This is a genomic window from Escherichia sp. WS568, assembly GCF_046486085.1.
Taxonomy (GTDB): Bacteria; Pseudomonadota; Gammaproteobacteria; order Enterobacterales; family Enterobacteriaceae; genus Escherichia; species Escherichia coli.
The window spans coordinates 50,811-65,211 of sequence record NZ_JBJQMC010000001.1 but is presented as its reverse complement, the minus strand read 5'-3'; the positions used below and the strand labels follow the sequence as shown (position 1 = coordinate 65,211).

Sequence of the window (14,401 nt, the reverse complement as noted above, 5' to 3'; positions counted from 1 at the left end):
TAACTTAGACTTTCAAGGTTAATTATTTTCCTGGTTTATATTTGTGAAGCATAACGGTGGAGTTAGTGATGCTGAAGCGTTTCTTTATTACCGGTACAGACACTTCTGTAGGGAAAACGGTGGTTTCCCGCGCATTGCTACAAGCGTTAGCCTCCCAGGGAAAAACGGTTGCGGGATATAAACCCGTAGCGAAGGGGAGCAAAGAGACACCCGAAGGGCTGCGTAATAAAGATGCCCTGGTGTTGCAGAGTGTTTCAACCATCGAACTGCCTTATGAAGCAGTTAATCCTATCGCGTTAAGCGAAGAAGAAAGTAGCGTGGCGCACAGTTGCCCAATCAATTACACCCTCATTTCAAACGGCCTGGCAAACCTGACCGATAAAGTCGATCATGTCGTGGTAGAAGGGACTGGCGGCTGGCGCAGTCTGATGAATGATTTGCGTCCGCTCTCTGAATGGGTGGTGCAGGAACAACTGCCGGTGTTGATGGTTGTCGGTATTCAGGAAGGTTGCATTAACCATGCACTGCTAACAGCTCAGGCGATTGCCAACGACGGGCTGCCGCTCATTGGCTGGGTGGCTAACCGAATCAACCCAGGACTTGCGCATTATGCGGAAATCATTGATGTGCTCGGTAAAAAACTTCCGGCACCGCTCATTGGTGAACTGCCTTATCTGCCGCGCGCCGAACAGCGTGAACTGGGGCAATACATCCGCTTAGCTATGCTTCGCAGTGTGCTGGCGGTAGATAGAGTCACGGTGTAACGTCCGCGAAATTACCGACGCAATTACGCAGGCAATCAATAAACCGGGGAGTAGCTGATACTCCCCGGTCATTTCACATATCATCAACGTCGACATAATCGGCGCGTGCGTGGTTGCCGCCAATAGTGTCGCCATCCCGGTCAATCCGAGTAAAAGCGTAATTTCTTCGCCATCAGGGAACCATAATCCCAGGCTACGACCATACAACATGCCAATGGCAAGACCGATAAATAGCGTCGGTGTAAAGACACCACCGGGCGCGCCAGAACCACTACTCGCCAGCACGGCAAACAGTTTACAGAGGAAGATCCCGGCAATGATCATTAACAGTGGCGGGGCGGTTAAAAAGGATTGTACGGTGCTATAGCCGTTGCCCCACACTGCAGGTGTGAACAGGGAAAGCAGACCCACGATCAACCCGCCCAGTGCCAGTTGCCAGGGCGGCGCAAGTTTGAGACTTACAAATCCACGATGACAGGCGTTCATTAACGTTAACAACAGTGGTCCGCACAGACCTGCCAGCACACCTGTACTGATAATCAGCGCATAGTCACGAGCCTGAACCGTCACTGAGAGTTGTACGCTGTAGAGTAACGCGTCGCTATGATTAATCAGATTGCTAACCAGCAACGCCACGACGGCGGAAATAATCACCGGGCCGAGAGAGGCCAACATCATAGTGCCAAACAGCACTTCGGCTATAAATAAACTGCCAGCAAGCGGGGCTCGATAGGCCGCAGCCATTCCCGCCGCAGCTCCACAGGCGATCCATAATTTCCACTCCTGGCGTGGCGTAAAACGTTGGGCAAAACAGGAGGCGGCAAGGGCAGCTAAAAGAATCATCGCACCTTCGCGACCAATTGCACTGCCGCTGGTTACTACCAGCAGAGAGGCAAGCGATTTAACCAGGCTTGCTGCGTAATCGAACTGACCATCGGTTTGCAACGCTTCCATGTAATCGGTCGGCGCATGAGGGCGTTGCTGGGTAAATTTCTGCCAGCCCATCAGCAACAAACCCGCCGCCAGTCCGCCGAGCGCCGGAGTTAGCAACCGTCGCCATGGGGAAAGATTTGTCGCTGCATTGACCAGACTGCCGGAGTCATTATTGAGGAACAACCACTCCAGTAGCAGCATTGCATGACGAAACCCGGCAACGGCAAAGGCCGCAAGAATACCGACGACTGTTGCGATAAGCAGACGGCGGAACATAGTGCTCAGATCCGGATAGATGTGTAGATGATGCATGAGCAGAAATGGGCAATGAAACACGGGCGACTATTTTGCGGCAAAAGAGGCCAGCCGCAAAAGCAGTGCGTGCTTTAAGAGATAAAAAAACGTGACACTGTAACGTATTATTGCCGAATCGCGCGTAATCGTCACCATCCGGCAATATTACGGTGATCCTATCGAAAGAGTGGTTTAACCGCGACAGGAATCAACAGTTGTGATTGCCATTGCGCCAGCGTTAAGCGAGCCAGTTCACCCAGTGCACAGTAGAAAGGGTGTTCTGCTTTTTCGATAAAAACGTCAAGAAAACGTGTTGACCACGGAAAAAGGTGCCATGCCAGCAATTCTTCGCATTCTGTCTGGCGACCATTCTCCGCCAACCACGCAGCCATCAACAGCAGTGAACCAAAATGATCTTCCGGTTCGTTTTGCTGCATTTCAAACTGAATGCCTTTCTCGCGCATCCACTGACGAAGTGCCAATGTTGAATCGCCAAACAGCACAGATTCGCGATCCAGCCAGACCGATCCCCACGGCGGTGACGGCAGTGCCCACGGGCCGACAAACAAACGCTGCCAAGCCTGGGCGTGAGTCTCTTCACTCTGTGTCTGAAAAGCAGTCACCAGCGGCGCTAATGACTCTTCTGGTAGAGGCCACTGAGTTTCCCAGCCGTCACGGGTGAGTGCCGCAACCAGGGGGGCGGCTTCCGCACTCTCTGGAGCGTAATAAAACAGCGCGCCCAACACGCGCGCCGCAACAGAAAAATTATCTTGCTGTGAAAAATGGGTCATTCCTAACATCCTGAAATGTGCGGGTTGCCCCGCACCAATTTGTTAACCTGCAATAGCCATTCCTACCGTCATGTGCAGGCCATAAAAGAGCACACGCCCGATCATTTCACCGCCAAGAATGAGGATTAACCCCAGAACAAGTCCGGCAACGTGAGGTTCACGGCGACGAATGAGCGGACAAAGCCAGCATCCTAGACCTGCGCATAACAATACCACACGCCAGACCTGTAAGGAGGCGTAATCTGGTACCAGTGCGCTGGCTTGTTGTACGGATGAGTGAATAGACGCCAGAGACAAACCTTGCAGCACAATCACCCCGGCACAAGCGATCAGCGCCAGAACGCTAATGATGGCAAATGGTGTGGTATTAAATGTAACGCGGGCTGCCCGCAGAATTGCGGCAGCAAGTATTGGACCGCTCAACAATACTGTCAGGAAGAAAGCCAGCGTAGTGTAACCGTTATGCCAGGTTGGCACTGTGTCGATTTGATACACGCAGGTCATCATCCAGACGAAAATGACGCCGAGCGCCATGCTGACAAGTAACCAGAGTTTCCCCAACGCTTGCGGCATTTTACCGATGACTGCCACCAGCCACCATAATCCGCCAACGGCAAAAAATATGGAACCGGCAGCAATCTCGTTACTCAGACCAGAATCTCCGATTCGATTCAGCGAGTTAAACGCCCGCAGTGGCGACCCCAGGTGCATGACAGAGGCAATAAACCCGATGCCCATCAACAGCCAGAGGAAAAACATGCCACGGACAATACGCTGACGGTCTGCGTCATTTTTGGCGGCGAACCAGCCAATTCCGCTAACAATCAGCGCGCCTACTACGCATTGACCCAATACGGTAAAGATAACCAGTGGCCATTCATGCCATCCATTTCCCATTTTACACTTCCTCCGGATTAGCCAGATAACCAGTGGTATCGCCGGTCGGGCGGCTGTTGGCGTTAGGTTTGATAACGATATTGGGTTTTGTGAAATGCGCGCGCGGCAGTGGCGCAACGGCAGCCAGAGTGCCGTGCTTCTGGCGCAGCTCTTCAATTGGACCGAATTCAAGTGCACGCAGCGGGCAGGATTCGACACATATGGGTTGTTTCCCCTCGGCGACGCGCGAATAACAACCATCGCACTTCGTCATGTGCCCTTTTTCAGCATTGTACTGTGGTGCGCCGTACGGACAAGCCATGTGGCAGTAGCGGTAGCCGATACAAACATCTTCATCAACCACCACAAAGCCATCTTCACGCTTATGCATTGCGCCGCTGGGGCAGACTTTTGTACATGCGGGGTCATCGCAATGGTTACAGGAGATGGAGAGATAATAAGCGAACACGTTCTGGTGCCAGACGCCATTATCTTCCTGCCAGTCGCCGCCAGCATATTCATAAATACGGCGGAAACTGACTTCCGGGCCAAGATCTTTAAAATCTTTGCACGCCAGTTCGCAGGTTTTACAGCCAGTACAGCGGCTGGAATCGATAAAAAATCCATATTGTGTGGTCATGGGCTACTCCTTAAACCTTTTCGATCTGGACTAGATTGCTGTGCGACGGGTTTCCCTTTGCCAGCGGTGAAGGGCGGTGAGAGGTCAGAATATTGATACTGCCGCCGTGATCGACCCGGTCACCAAACATATCCGCTTTAAGCCACGCACCTTGCCCGATGGCGGTAACGCCAGGCAGAATACGCGGAGTCACTTTTGCGGCAATCAGCATTTCTCCATTAGTGTTAAATACCCGCACGGTATCGCCATGACGGATACCGCGTGCCTGAGCATCAATGGGGTTGATCCACACCTCTTGTGGGCAGGCCTGCTGTAACACATCAATATTGCCGTAGCTGGAGTGGGTACGTGCTTTGTAGTGGAAGCCCGTTAGCTGCAGTGGATAGGTTTTCCGCAGGGGATCGTCCCAGCCATCAAAACCTGGGGTATATGCAGGAAGGGGATGAATAATTTCATCTTTTTTCAATTCCCAGGTATCCGCAATCGTCGCCAGTCGTTCAGAATAAATTTCGATTTTCCCCGAAGGTGTTTTCAACGGGTTTGCCTGTGGATCTTCACGGAATGCGCGGAAAGCGACGTAGTGTTCTTCCGGGCATTTTTTCTTAAAGATCCCGGTCGTTTTCATCTCCTCGTAGTCGGGCATCTCAGGGTTACGTTCCTTCGTTTTCGCATGGAGATATTTGATCCATTCATGCTGACTGCGACCTTCAGTAAAGGTTTGATAAACGTCTGGTCCTAAGCGTTTGGCAACTTCACTCAGAATCCAGTAGATGGGTTTGCGTTCAAATTTTGCTGAGGTTGCGGGTTGGGCGAGGATCACATAGCCCATATTCCCGGCAGATTCGTGAGAGATAAGGTCTTCTTGCTCTGTTGGCATCAGGTCGGGCAACAGGATATCGCAATACTTAGCCGAGGCAGTCATGAAGTGGTCAATGCCAACAATCATCTCGCACTTGCTGTCATCCTGAAGCACCTCATGGGTGTGATTGATGTCGCCATGTTGATTGATCAATGTGTTACTGGCGTAGCACCATAAAAACTTGATGGGGACATCCAGTTTTTCTTTTCCACGAACACCATCACGGGTCGCGGTCATTTCCGTACCATGGTCGATGGCATCTGTCCATGTAAAGACGGAAATCTGCGTTTTAACAGGATTCTCGAGCATCGGGAACCATTCTACTCCCAGATCCCAGCTACCTTCGCGTACACCTGAGTTGCCGCCGTTTATGCCGACGTTACCGGTGAGAACGGAAAGCATGGCAATAGCGCGGGATGTTTGCTCGCCGTTGGAATGTCGTTGTGGCCCCCAACCCTGACAAATATAAGCCGGTTTTGCTGAACCGATCTCTCGTGCCAACTGGATAATTTTTTCTGCCGGGATGCTGGTGATTTTTGCTGCCCATTCCGGCGTTTTAGCTATGCCGTCAGGCCCTTCGCCCAGAATATAGGCTTTATAATGCGCGTTACGTGGTGCGTTGGCGGGCAGCGTTTTTTCATCGTAACCAACACAATATTTGTCGAGAAATGGCTGATCGACCATGTTTTCAGTAATCAGTACCCAGGCAATCGCACAGGCCAGTGCGCCATCGGTGCCAGGGCGAATGGGCAGCCATTCATCTTCACGCCGGCAGCAGTGTCGTTATAACGTGGATCAATGACGATCATGCGTGCGTTTGAACGTTCGCGGGCTTGCTCGACGTAGTAAGTGACACCACCGCCGCTCATCCGGGTTTCTGCCGGGTTATTTCCGAACATAACGACCAGTTTCGTATTGGCGATATCATCCGGGCTGTTGCCATCATTGGCACCGAACATATAACTCATCGCGGCACTGATCTGTGCGGTACTGTAGCTGCCATAGCGACTGAGAAAACCACCGCAAGAGTTCATCAGACGGTACGGGACGTTCGAGTTGGTGATGTTTCCGCCATCTACGCCTGTTCCGTACAGGACATGTACAGCCTCATTGCCGTAATCTTTCAGGATCCGCCGAAGATTATCACTGATGGTATCCAGGGCTTCATCCCAACTTATCCGTTCAAATTTACCTTCACCGCGCTTGCCGACGCGCTTCATGGGATATTTCAACCTGTCAGGATGATTCATCCGTCGACGGATAGAGCGCCCGCGTAAACACGCTCGAACCTGATGATTACCGTAGACGTCGTCACCTGTCGTATCAGACTCCACCCAGTACACGGTGTCATCTTTCACATGCAAACGTAACAGACAGCGGCTCCCGCAGTTAACGGTGCAGGAACTCCAGACCGCTTTCTCTTCTACCGGTGTCTCTGCCGCTCGGACCATTTGGGAAAATGGCAGAGTGAAAGCACTGCTTGCCAGCGCAAGACTGCCAAGTGCGGAGGTTTTCATCAGACTTCTACGGCTGATTTCAGCCTTCATGAGCGCCTCTGTGGTATGGATTTTCATCATTACTCACTTATTGCTTTTCAAACAAAATGTCATGTCAAAATTTATGGTCGTAGAGGGTTATATTTTTTCGATCTCGACCAGATTAGTGTGCTGCGGGTTTCCCTTCGCCAGTGGTGAAGGGCGCAGAGTGGTTAGCGTATTCACACAGCCGCCATGGTCGATTTTATCGCCAGACATATTGGCCTCGTGCCAGGCTCCCTGGCCCATAGCACTAACTCCAGGGAGAATGCGTGGTGTCACTTTGGCTGGTAGCCGAACTTCGCCACGATGGTTAAACACCCGCACCATATCGCCGTTGGCAATCCCACGTTTCTGTGCATCTATAGGGTTGATCCACACCTCCTGACGGCAGGCTGCCTTCAGGACATCAATGTTGCCGTAGGTCGAGTGAGTACGGGATTTGTAATGGAAACCAAACAGTTGCAGTGGGAAGGTTCTACGTTCAGGGGAGTCCCAGCCTTCAAAGGTTGAGGCATAAACTGGCAATGGGCTTATCACTTCATCTTTTTCCAGTTCCCAGGTACGGGCAATTTCCGCCAGCCTGTTGGAATAAATTTCAATCTTACCGGAAGGCGTTTTAAGTGGATTTGCCTCGGGGTCCTCACGAAATGCTTTGTAGGCGACAAAATGACCATTGGGATCTTTACGCTTATAGATACCCATTTTTTTCAGTTCGTCGTAAGACGGTAACGCCGGATCTTTGGCAAGCATTTTGGCGTACAGATGTTGTAACCATTGTTCCTGAGTGCGACCTTCAGTGAACTTTTGATAGACGTCAGGTCCAAGACGTTTCGCGACTTCACTCAGGATCCAGTAAATCGGTTTGCGTTCGAATTTTTCGCTGGTGACTGGCTGAAGGAAAATGAGATATCCCATGTTACCGGCGTAGTCGTTAGGAATAATATCTTCCTGCTCAACGGTCATCAGGTCTGGCAGCAGAATGTCGGCATATTTTGCCGATGAGGTCATAAAGTTTTCGATGACCACAATCATTTCGCATTTCGATTCGTCCTGCAGAATTTCATGCGTTTTGTTGATGTCAGAATGCTGATTAACGAGGGTATTTCCCGCGTAGTTCCAGATGAACTTAATGGGCACATCCAGTTTATCTTTGCCCCGGACACCGTCGCGGATTGCCGTCATTTGCGGGCCATGATCGATAGCATCCGTCCAGCTGAAGCAAGAGATTGACGTTTTGACCGGATTATCCAGCACCGGTAGGCGTTCTATGGTAATGGTATAGGTCGATTCACGCGCACCACTATTTCCGCCGCTGATGCCGACATTGCCCGTCAAAATAGGCAACATAGCAATAGCGCGTGCGGTCAGCTCACCGTTTGCCTGGCGTTGCGGCCCCCAGCCCTGGCAGATATAAGCGGGTTTTGCTGTGCCAATTTCACGAGCCAGCTTGATGATACGGTCCACCGGGATACCGGTAATTTGCGAAGCCCACTGCGGCGTTTTCGCTGTTTTATCATCACCTTCACCAAGAATATAGGCTTTATAGTGACCATTTTTTGGTGCATCTGCGGGTAAGGTTTTTTCGTCATAGCCGACGCAGTATTTATCGAGAAAAGGTTGATCAACGAGATTTTCGTTAATCAATACCCAGGCAATACCCGCAACCAGCGCGGCATCGGTGCCCGGGCGAATAGGTAACCATTCGTCTTCACGACCAGCAGCCGTATCGGTATATCGCGGATCGATAACAATCATTTTTGCGTTCGATTTCTCGCGTGCTTTTTCAAGAAGATAAGTGATGCCACCGCCGCTCATGCGGGTTTCTGCCGGGTTGTTACCAAACATCACGACCAGCTTGCTGTTTTCAATATCCGTGGTGCTGTTGCCATCATTACTGCCGTAGGTGTAGGGCATGGCACAGGAAATTTGCGCGGTGCTGTAGGAGCCATACTGATTGAGTGAACCGCCGTAGCAGTTCATCAGGCGTTTGACCGCCGAGGCTGATGGTGAAGAGCGGGTCATATTGCCGCCAACGATCCCTGAAGAGTACTGAATATATACAGCCTCATTGCCATATTGTTCGACGGTTTTTTTCAGGCTACTGGCGATAGTATCCAGGGCTTCATCCCAGCTAATCCGTTCGAATTTGCCTTCGCCACGTTTGCCCACGCGTTTCATTGGGTAATTCAAGCGATCGGGATGATTAATACGTCGACGGATGGACCGACCGCGCAAACAGGCGCGTACTTGTTGATTGCCATACTCGTCGTTGCCGGTGTTGTCAGTTTCCACCCAAGTGACTTCATTATCTTTAACATGTAGACGAAGTGCACAGCGGCTACCACAGTTGACGGAACAGGCACCCCAGACCACTTTTTCGCTGGCCTGTTGTACCGCTGCCGCTGAACTGCGCAGGGTGAACGGTAAAGAAAAACCGCCTGCAGCCAGCGCCAGAGAACCTATCGCGGTAGATTTAACGAGTGTTCTGCGGCTGATGCCCACCATTTGTTCATTTTTGGACATAACTCACTCCCTGTTCTTTATCGTTATATAAAAGTTTATATATTGAATATTTAGCGCGCTAACAATAGAGGGAGTCTACCCATTTTGGGTTAAGAATTATTAATCCATATCAATAGAAGGGTATGAGTAATAAGGTGGGATTATGTTGTATGTTCAAATCGCCGGATGTGTCGTATCCGGCGTTCAGTCGATAATGTGTTACTGCGGTTCGGCAGGCGCGCCATCCTGGGTAGACTGCGCGGGAGCAGAGACGTTACCGCTGGTGGTGCGGGTGTAGAGAATTTTATGCGTATCATTAGCGCAATGCCCGACGACCTGGGAATCAGGCTGATCAACCTGGTCATTGGGTACAATACTTAACGTGAAGCTGCTTTCGGGTACGCCATTATTGATAATGCGCTGTGATATATCGCTCTGTATGCGCTCACAGGATCCCGGCGCGGCGAGTACCGCGGGTGAGGCGAGGGCGAGCAGAAGCGCGGCACAGCAGGTTGAGAGTTTCATCATAAGCTCCTTACGCGAAGATAACTTCTTTAAGCATAGCATTTAACGTGTAAAGTACTGTATTTGCTACTATGATTGAGAATCATCTCTACTCTCAGGTGACTGTTGTGAAATACAAATTACTGCCATGCTTACTCGCGATATTCCTCACAGGATGTGACCGCACAGAGGTAACACTTTCATTTACCCCGGAGATGGCCAGTTTCTCTAATGAATTCGATTTTGATCCGCTGCGTGGTCCCGTAAAAGATTTCACTCAGACATTAATGGATGAGCAAGGTGAAGTGACGAAACGTGTTTCGGGGACTTTGTCGGAAGAAGGCTGTTTTGATTCTCTCGAATTACTGGATCTGGAAAATAATACCGTGGTTGCCCTGGTACTGGACGCCAATTATTACCGTGATGCCCAGACACTGGAGAAAAGAGTTCGTTTGCAGGGAAAATGCCAGCTAGCAGAATTACCTTCTGCCGGGGTGAGTTGGGAAACCGATGATAATGGCTTTGTGATTAAAGCCAGCAGCAAACAGATGCAGATGGAATATCGCTATGATGATCAGGGGTATCCGCTGGGTAAAACTACGAAAAGTAACGACAAAACATTATCTGTCAGCGCCACGCCATCAACGGATCCGATCAAAAAATTAGATTACACCGCGGTTACTTTACTGAATAATCAACGGGTTGGTAATGTAAAACAGAGCTGTGAATATGACAGTCACGCCAATCCGGTAGACTGTCAGCTAATCATTGTTGATGAAGGAGTAAAACCCGCCGTCGAACGGGTTTACACCATCAAAAATACTATCGATTATTATTAATGCTATTGTGCGGTCGGCTTCAGGAGAGTCTGACCCGGTGTTTTGTGCTCTGCCAGATACTGATGCTGGAATATGCACATACGAATGGCATTCCGATATTGACCATTAATAAAGAACTCATGCATCAATTCACCTTCAACCGTAAAGCCAAGCTTGCGGTAAATGTGAATCGCTTTTTCATTCTCTTTATCGACGATCAGATACAGCTTATAGAGATTGAGAACGGTGAAGCCATAGTCCATTGCTAATTTTGCGGCACGCGTTGCCAGACCTTTCCCCTGATATTCCGGGGAGATAATTATCTGAAATTCTGCGCGGCGATGAACATGGTTAATTTCCACCAGCTCCACCAGACCGGCTTTTTCGCCGTCACATTCCACCACAAAGCGCCGTTCGCTCTGATCGTGAATATGCTTATCGTACAGATCAGAGAGTTCAACAAAGGCTTCGTAGGGTTCCTCAAACCAGTAACGCATCACACTGGCGTTATTGTCGAGTTGATGTACATAGCGTAAATCTTCACGCTCCAGCGGGCGTAGCTTAACACTGTGGGCGCTTGGCATAACGTGTCCTTACATTCCTTAAATCAATAACAGGTTAGGGGGTAATAACGCGACCAGTTCGACGGTCCAGGCAGCGCAAAGTATTTGGCTCCCAGTAGGCATTGATGTTGGCGCTTTGCTCACATTTATCGCGGTTATCAAAAGCGGCGTCGGCTTTATCCCACTCTTTTTCAGTGCGTTTATTCACTTTCTGGCGCAGATTGCGCGTGTCATTCCATTGCTCTTTTTCCATAGCGGCGTGCTGGCGGCTTTGTGCACTGTCGCCAGACTCAATCACCAGTTTGTTAGTTTCGGCATGAACAGTTGTGCTCAATGCCAGTGCGCAAGGCAGCAGAAAAGCGAGCAGGCCGATTCGTTTGCTGAGAGTGATTTTCATAATTCATTCCCTGTATGAATGATTAAAGCTGATTCTACACCATCCACTGCGAACGCAAAACGTTCAAGGAGGGTGTTTATATTGCTGATATTATGTCGTCCTATAACTATACATGATGTCAATAAGTGACAAAGATGATTAAAACAACGTTACTATTTTTTGCTACTGCGCTGTGTGAAATTATTGGGTGCTTTTTGCCCTGGCTGTGGTTGAAGCGAAACGCCAGTATCTGGCTGTTGCTTCCGGCAGGGATTTCACTGGCGCTGTTTGTCTGGTTGTTAACGTTGCATCCTGCGGCGAGTGGGCGTGTTTACGCGGCTTATGGTGGCGTTTATGTCTGCACGGCGTTGATTTGGCTACGCGTTGTGGATGGCGTGAAACTGAGTCTTTATGACTGGACGGGGGCGTTGATTGCGCTTTGCGGCATGTTGATCATTGTAGCGGGCTGGGGGCGCACGTAGGAACATAAATTCATTTTATCAATAAGATACGAGGAAGTGTCAGCTGACAAAAGGTATTCTATTTCATCTTTTGTCAACCATTCACGGCGCAAATATACGCCTTTTTTTGTGATCACTCCGGCTTTTTTTGATCTTCATACTTGTATGGTAGTAGCTCAGTTGCGTAAATTTCATGCATCACGACAAGCGATGCAAGGAATCGAACATGAAGATCGTAAAGGCTGAAGTTTTTGTTACCTGTCCGGGGCGTAATTTCGTCACATTAAAAATCACCACTGAGGACGGTATTACGGGCCTTGGGGATGCCACCCTAAATGGACGTGAGCTTTCCGTGGCCTCTTATTTGCAGGATCACCTTTGTCCGCAGCTTATTGGTCGCGATGCACACCGTATCGAAGATATCTGGCAGTTTTTCTATAAAGGTGCTTACTGGCGTCGCGGTCCGGTTACGATGTCGGCCATTTCAGCGGTTGATATGGCGCTGTGGGATATTAAAGCCAAAGCTGCCGACATGCCGCTTTACCAGTTACTCGGCGGCGCGTCTCGTGAAGGGGTGATGGTTTATTGCCATACCACCGGTCACAGTATTGATGAAGCTCTGGATGATTATGCCCGTCATCAGGAGCTGGGATTCAAAGCCATCCGCGTGCAGTGCGGAATCCCTGGTATGAAAACCACCTATGGCATGTCGAAAGGTAAAGGTCTGGCTTATGAACCCGCAACCAAAGGACAGTGGCCGGAAGAGCAGCTGTGGTCGACGGAGAAATACCTCGATTTCATGCCGAAATTGTTTGACGCGGTACGTAACAAGTTTGGTTTTAATGAACATTTGCTTCATGACATGCACCATCGCTTAACGCCTATTGAAGCGGCGCGCTTTGGTAAAAGCATTGAAGATTATCGCATGTTCTGGATGGAAGACCCGACGCCTGCGGAAAACCAGGAGTGTTTCCGCCTGATTCGCCAACACACCGTCACGCCAATTGCAGTGGGTGAAGTCTTCAACAGCATCTGGGACTGCAAACAGCTGATTGAAGAACAACTCATCGACTATATCCGCACCACGCTGACTCACGCGGGGGGGATTACCGGTATGCGCCGGATTGCCGATTTTGCTTCGCTGTATCAGGTACGTACTGGCTCACACGGTCCTTCCGATTTGTCGCCAGTCTGCATGGCTGCGGCGCTGCACTTTGATCTGTGGGTCCCCAATTTCGGTGTCCAGGAATACATGGGTTATTCCGAACAAATGCTTGAAGTCTTCCCGCACAACTGGACTTTCGATAACGGCTATATGCATCCGGGAGACAAACCGGGTCTTGGCATCGAATTCGATGAAAAGCTGGCGGCGAAATATCCCTATGAACCTGCTTATCTGCCAGTCGCACGTCTGGAAGATGGCACGCTGTGGAACTGGTAAGGAGTAAGATAATGAAAAGCATTTTAATTGAAAAACCGAATCAACTGGCAATTATCGAACGCGAAATACCCACCCCGTCAGCGGGTGAAGTACGAGTAAAAGTGAAACTTGCCGGAATTTGTGGTTCAGATAGCCATATTTATCGTGGGCATAATCCTTTTGCGAAATATCCGCGCGTCATTGGACATGAATTCTTTGGCGTCATTGATGCAGTGGGTGAAGGCGTGGAAAGCGACAGAGTCGGTGAACGCGTTGCTGTCGATCCGGTGGTCAGCTGTGGGCATTGCTATCCGTGCTCTATAGGTAAGCCGAACGTTTGTACGACACTGGCTGTATTAGGTGTGCACGCTGACGGTGGTTTCAGTGAATATGCCGTGGTGCCGGCAAAAAATGCGTGGAAAATTCCTGAAGCAGTGGCCGATCAATATGCGGTGATGATTGAACCTTTTACCATTGCGGCTAACGTTACCGGTCATGGTCAACCGACTGAAAATGATACCGTTCTGGTTTACGGTGCAGGTCCAATCGGCCTGACGATCGTTCAGGTATTAAAAGGCGTCTATAACGTTAAGAATGTGATTGTTGCCGATCGCATTGATGAACGACTGGAAAAAGCGAAAGAGAGCGGGGCAGACTGGGCGATTAATAACAGCCAGACACCGCTTAGCGAGAGTTTCGCTGAAAAAGGCATCAAGCCGACATTAATTATCGATGCGGCTTGTCATCCTTCAATCCTGAAAGAAGCCGTAACGCTGGCTTCTCCAGCGGCACGTATTGTATTGATGGGCTTCTCCAGTGAACCGTCTGAAGTGATTCAGCAAGGAATTACCGGAAAAGAACTCTCTATTTTCTCTTCACGCTTAAATGCAAATAAATTCCCGGTCGTTATCGACTGGTTAAGTAAAGGGTTAATTAAACCAGAAAAACTAATTACCCATACGTTTGATTTCCAGCATGTTGCTGATGCCATTAGTTTATTTGAACAGGATCAAAAGCATTGCTGCAAAGTCTTACTCACTTTTTCTGAATAATACCAATAAC

At 49.7% G+C, this 14,401-nt stretch carries 13 protein-coding genes and 1 pseudogene; 5 read left to right on the top strand and 9 right to left on the bottom strand.

From position 1 onward, the window contains the following. Positions 1 to 68: 68 nt before the first annotated feature. Positions 69 to 764 (top strand): dethiobiotin synthase, encoded by a 696-nt coding sequence (gene bioD, locus ACJHWR_RS00305; protein WP_000919226.1) that lies wholly within the window; start codon positions 69 to 71, stop codon positions 762 to 764. Here bioD and clcB read toward each other — a convergent pair. From clcB to ACJHWR_RS00270, 7 genes and pseudogenes are all read right to left on the bottom strand, one after another. After that, positions 717 to 2,009 carry a voltage-gated ClC-type chloride channel ClcB gene (gene clcB, locus ACJHWR_RS00300; RefSeq protein WP_071787827.1) on the bottom strand — a complete coding sequence of 431 codons (1,293 nt, stop codon included), beginning with the start codon at positions 2,007 to 2,009 and terminating at the stop codon, positions 717 to 719. The genes bioD and clcB overlap by 48 nt on opposite strands. A gap of 158 nt (positions 2,010 to 2,167) precedes the next feature. Next, positions 2,168 to 2,782: a Tat proofreading chaperone DmsD gene (dmsD, locus tag ACJHWR_RS00295; RefSeq protein WP_000148691.1), complete on the bottom strand. Its 615-nt coding sequence runs from the start codon at positions 2,780 to 2,782 to the stop codon at positions 2,168 to 2,170. A gap of 42 nt (positions 2,783 to 2,824) precedes the next feature. Then, positions 2,825 to 3,679: a selenate reductase membrane anchor subunit YnfH gene (ynfH, locus tag ACJHWR_RS00290; RefSeq protein ID WP_000526500.1), complete on the bottom strand. Its 855-nt coding sequence runs from the start codon at positions 3,677 to 3,679 to the stop codon at positions 2,825 to 2,827. A 1-nt stretch (position 3,680) separates the two neighbouring features. After that, positions 3,681 to 4,298 carry a DMSO reductase like molybdoenzyme iron-sulfur subunit YnfG gene (gene ynfG, locus ACJHWR_RS00285; RefSeq protein WP_000213034.1) on the bottom strand — a complete coding sequence of 206 codons (618 nt, stop codon included), beginning with the start codon at positions 4,296 to 4,298 and terminating at the stop codon, positions 3,681 to 3,683. A gap of 10 nt (positions 4,299 to 4,308) precedes the next feature. Further along, positions 4,309 to 6,731: pseudogene (gene ynfF, locus ACJHWR_RS00280) on the bottom strand (selenate/tellurate reductase subunit YnfF). Positions 6,732 to 6,791: 60 nt separating this feature from the next. After that, positions 6,792 to 9,218 (bottom strand): selenate/tellurate reductase subunit YnfE, encoded by a 2,427-nt coding sequence (gene ynfE / locus ACJHWR_RS00275; RefSeq protein WP_000041668.1) that lies wholly within the window; start codon positions 9,216 to 9,218, stop codon positions 6,792 to 6,794. A 198-nt stretch (positions 9,219 to 9,416) separates the two neighbouring features. Further along, positions 9,417 to 9,722, bottom strand: coding sequence for a DUF1161 domain-containing protein (locus ACJHWR_RS00270; RefSeq protein WP_001295396.1), 306 nt, complete (start codon positions 9,720 to 9,722; stop codon positions 9,417 to 9,419). A gap of 107 nt (positions 9,723 to 9,829) precedes the next feature. Between ACJHWR_RS00270 and ACJHWR_RS00265 the strand changes: the two genes are divergently transcribed. Continuing rightward, a complete protein-coding gene (locus ACJHWR_RS00265; RefSeq protein ID WP_001445899.1) occupies positions 9,830 to 10,540 on the top strand; it encodes a YnfC family lipoprotein in 711 nt (236 codons plus the stop codon). Between the two features lie 2 nt (positions 10,541 to 10,542). Here ACJHWR_RS00265 and speG read toward each other — a convergent pair whose 3' ends face one another. Then, positions 10,543 to 11,103: a spermidine N1-acetyltransferase gene (gene speG / locus ACJHWR_RS00260; protein WP_001138584.1), complete on the bottom strand. Its 561-nt coding sequence runs from the start codon at positions 11,101 to 11,103 to the stop codon at positions 10,543 to 10,545. Positions 11,104 to 11,137: 34 nt separating this feature from the next. Continuing rightward, positions 11,138 to 11,479 (bottom strand): DUF1283 family protein, encoded by a 342-nt coding sequence (locus ACJHWR_RS00255; protein ID WP_000705197.1) that lies wholly within the window; start codon positions 11,477 to 11,479, stop codon positions 11,138 to 11,140. A gap of 134 nt (positions 11,480 to 11,613) precedes the next feature. On the opposite strand from ACJHWR_RS00255, the gene ACJHWR_RS00250 reads away from it, so the two are divergent. From ACJHWR_RS00250 to ACJHWR_RS00240, 3 genes are all read left to right on the top strand, one after another. Beyond that, the gene (locus tag ACJHWR_RS00250; protein WP_001469615.1) at positions 11,614 to 11,940 is read left to right on the top strand and encodes a YnfA family protein; all 327 of its coding nucleotides are present in this window, start codon (positions 11,614 to 11,616) and stop codon (positions 11,938 to 11,940) included. 205 nt (positions 11,941 to 12,145) lie between these two features. Then, complete coding sequence (gene rspA / locus ACJHWR_RS00245) at positions 12,146 to 13,360, top strand: starvation-sensing protein RspA (protein ID WP_012311996.1); 1,215 nt, start codon at positions 12,146 to 12,148, stop codon at positions 13,358 to 13,360. Positions 13,361 to 13,371: 11 nt separating this feature from the next. After that, the gene (locus ACJHWR_RS00240) at positions 13,372 to 14,391 is read left to right on the top strand and encodes a Zn-dependent oxidoreductase (protein WP_000836047.1); all 1,020 of its coding nucleotides are present in this window, start codon (positions 13,372 to 13,374) and stop codon (positions 14,389 to 14,391) included. Positions 14,392 to 14,401 lie beyond the last annotated feature (10 nt).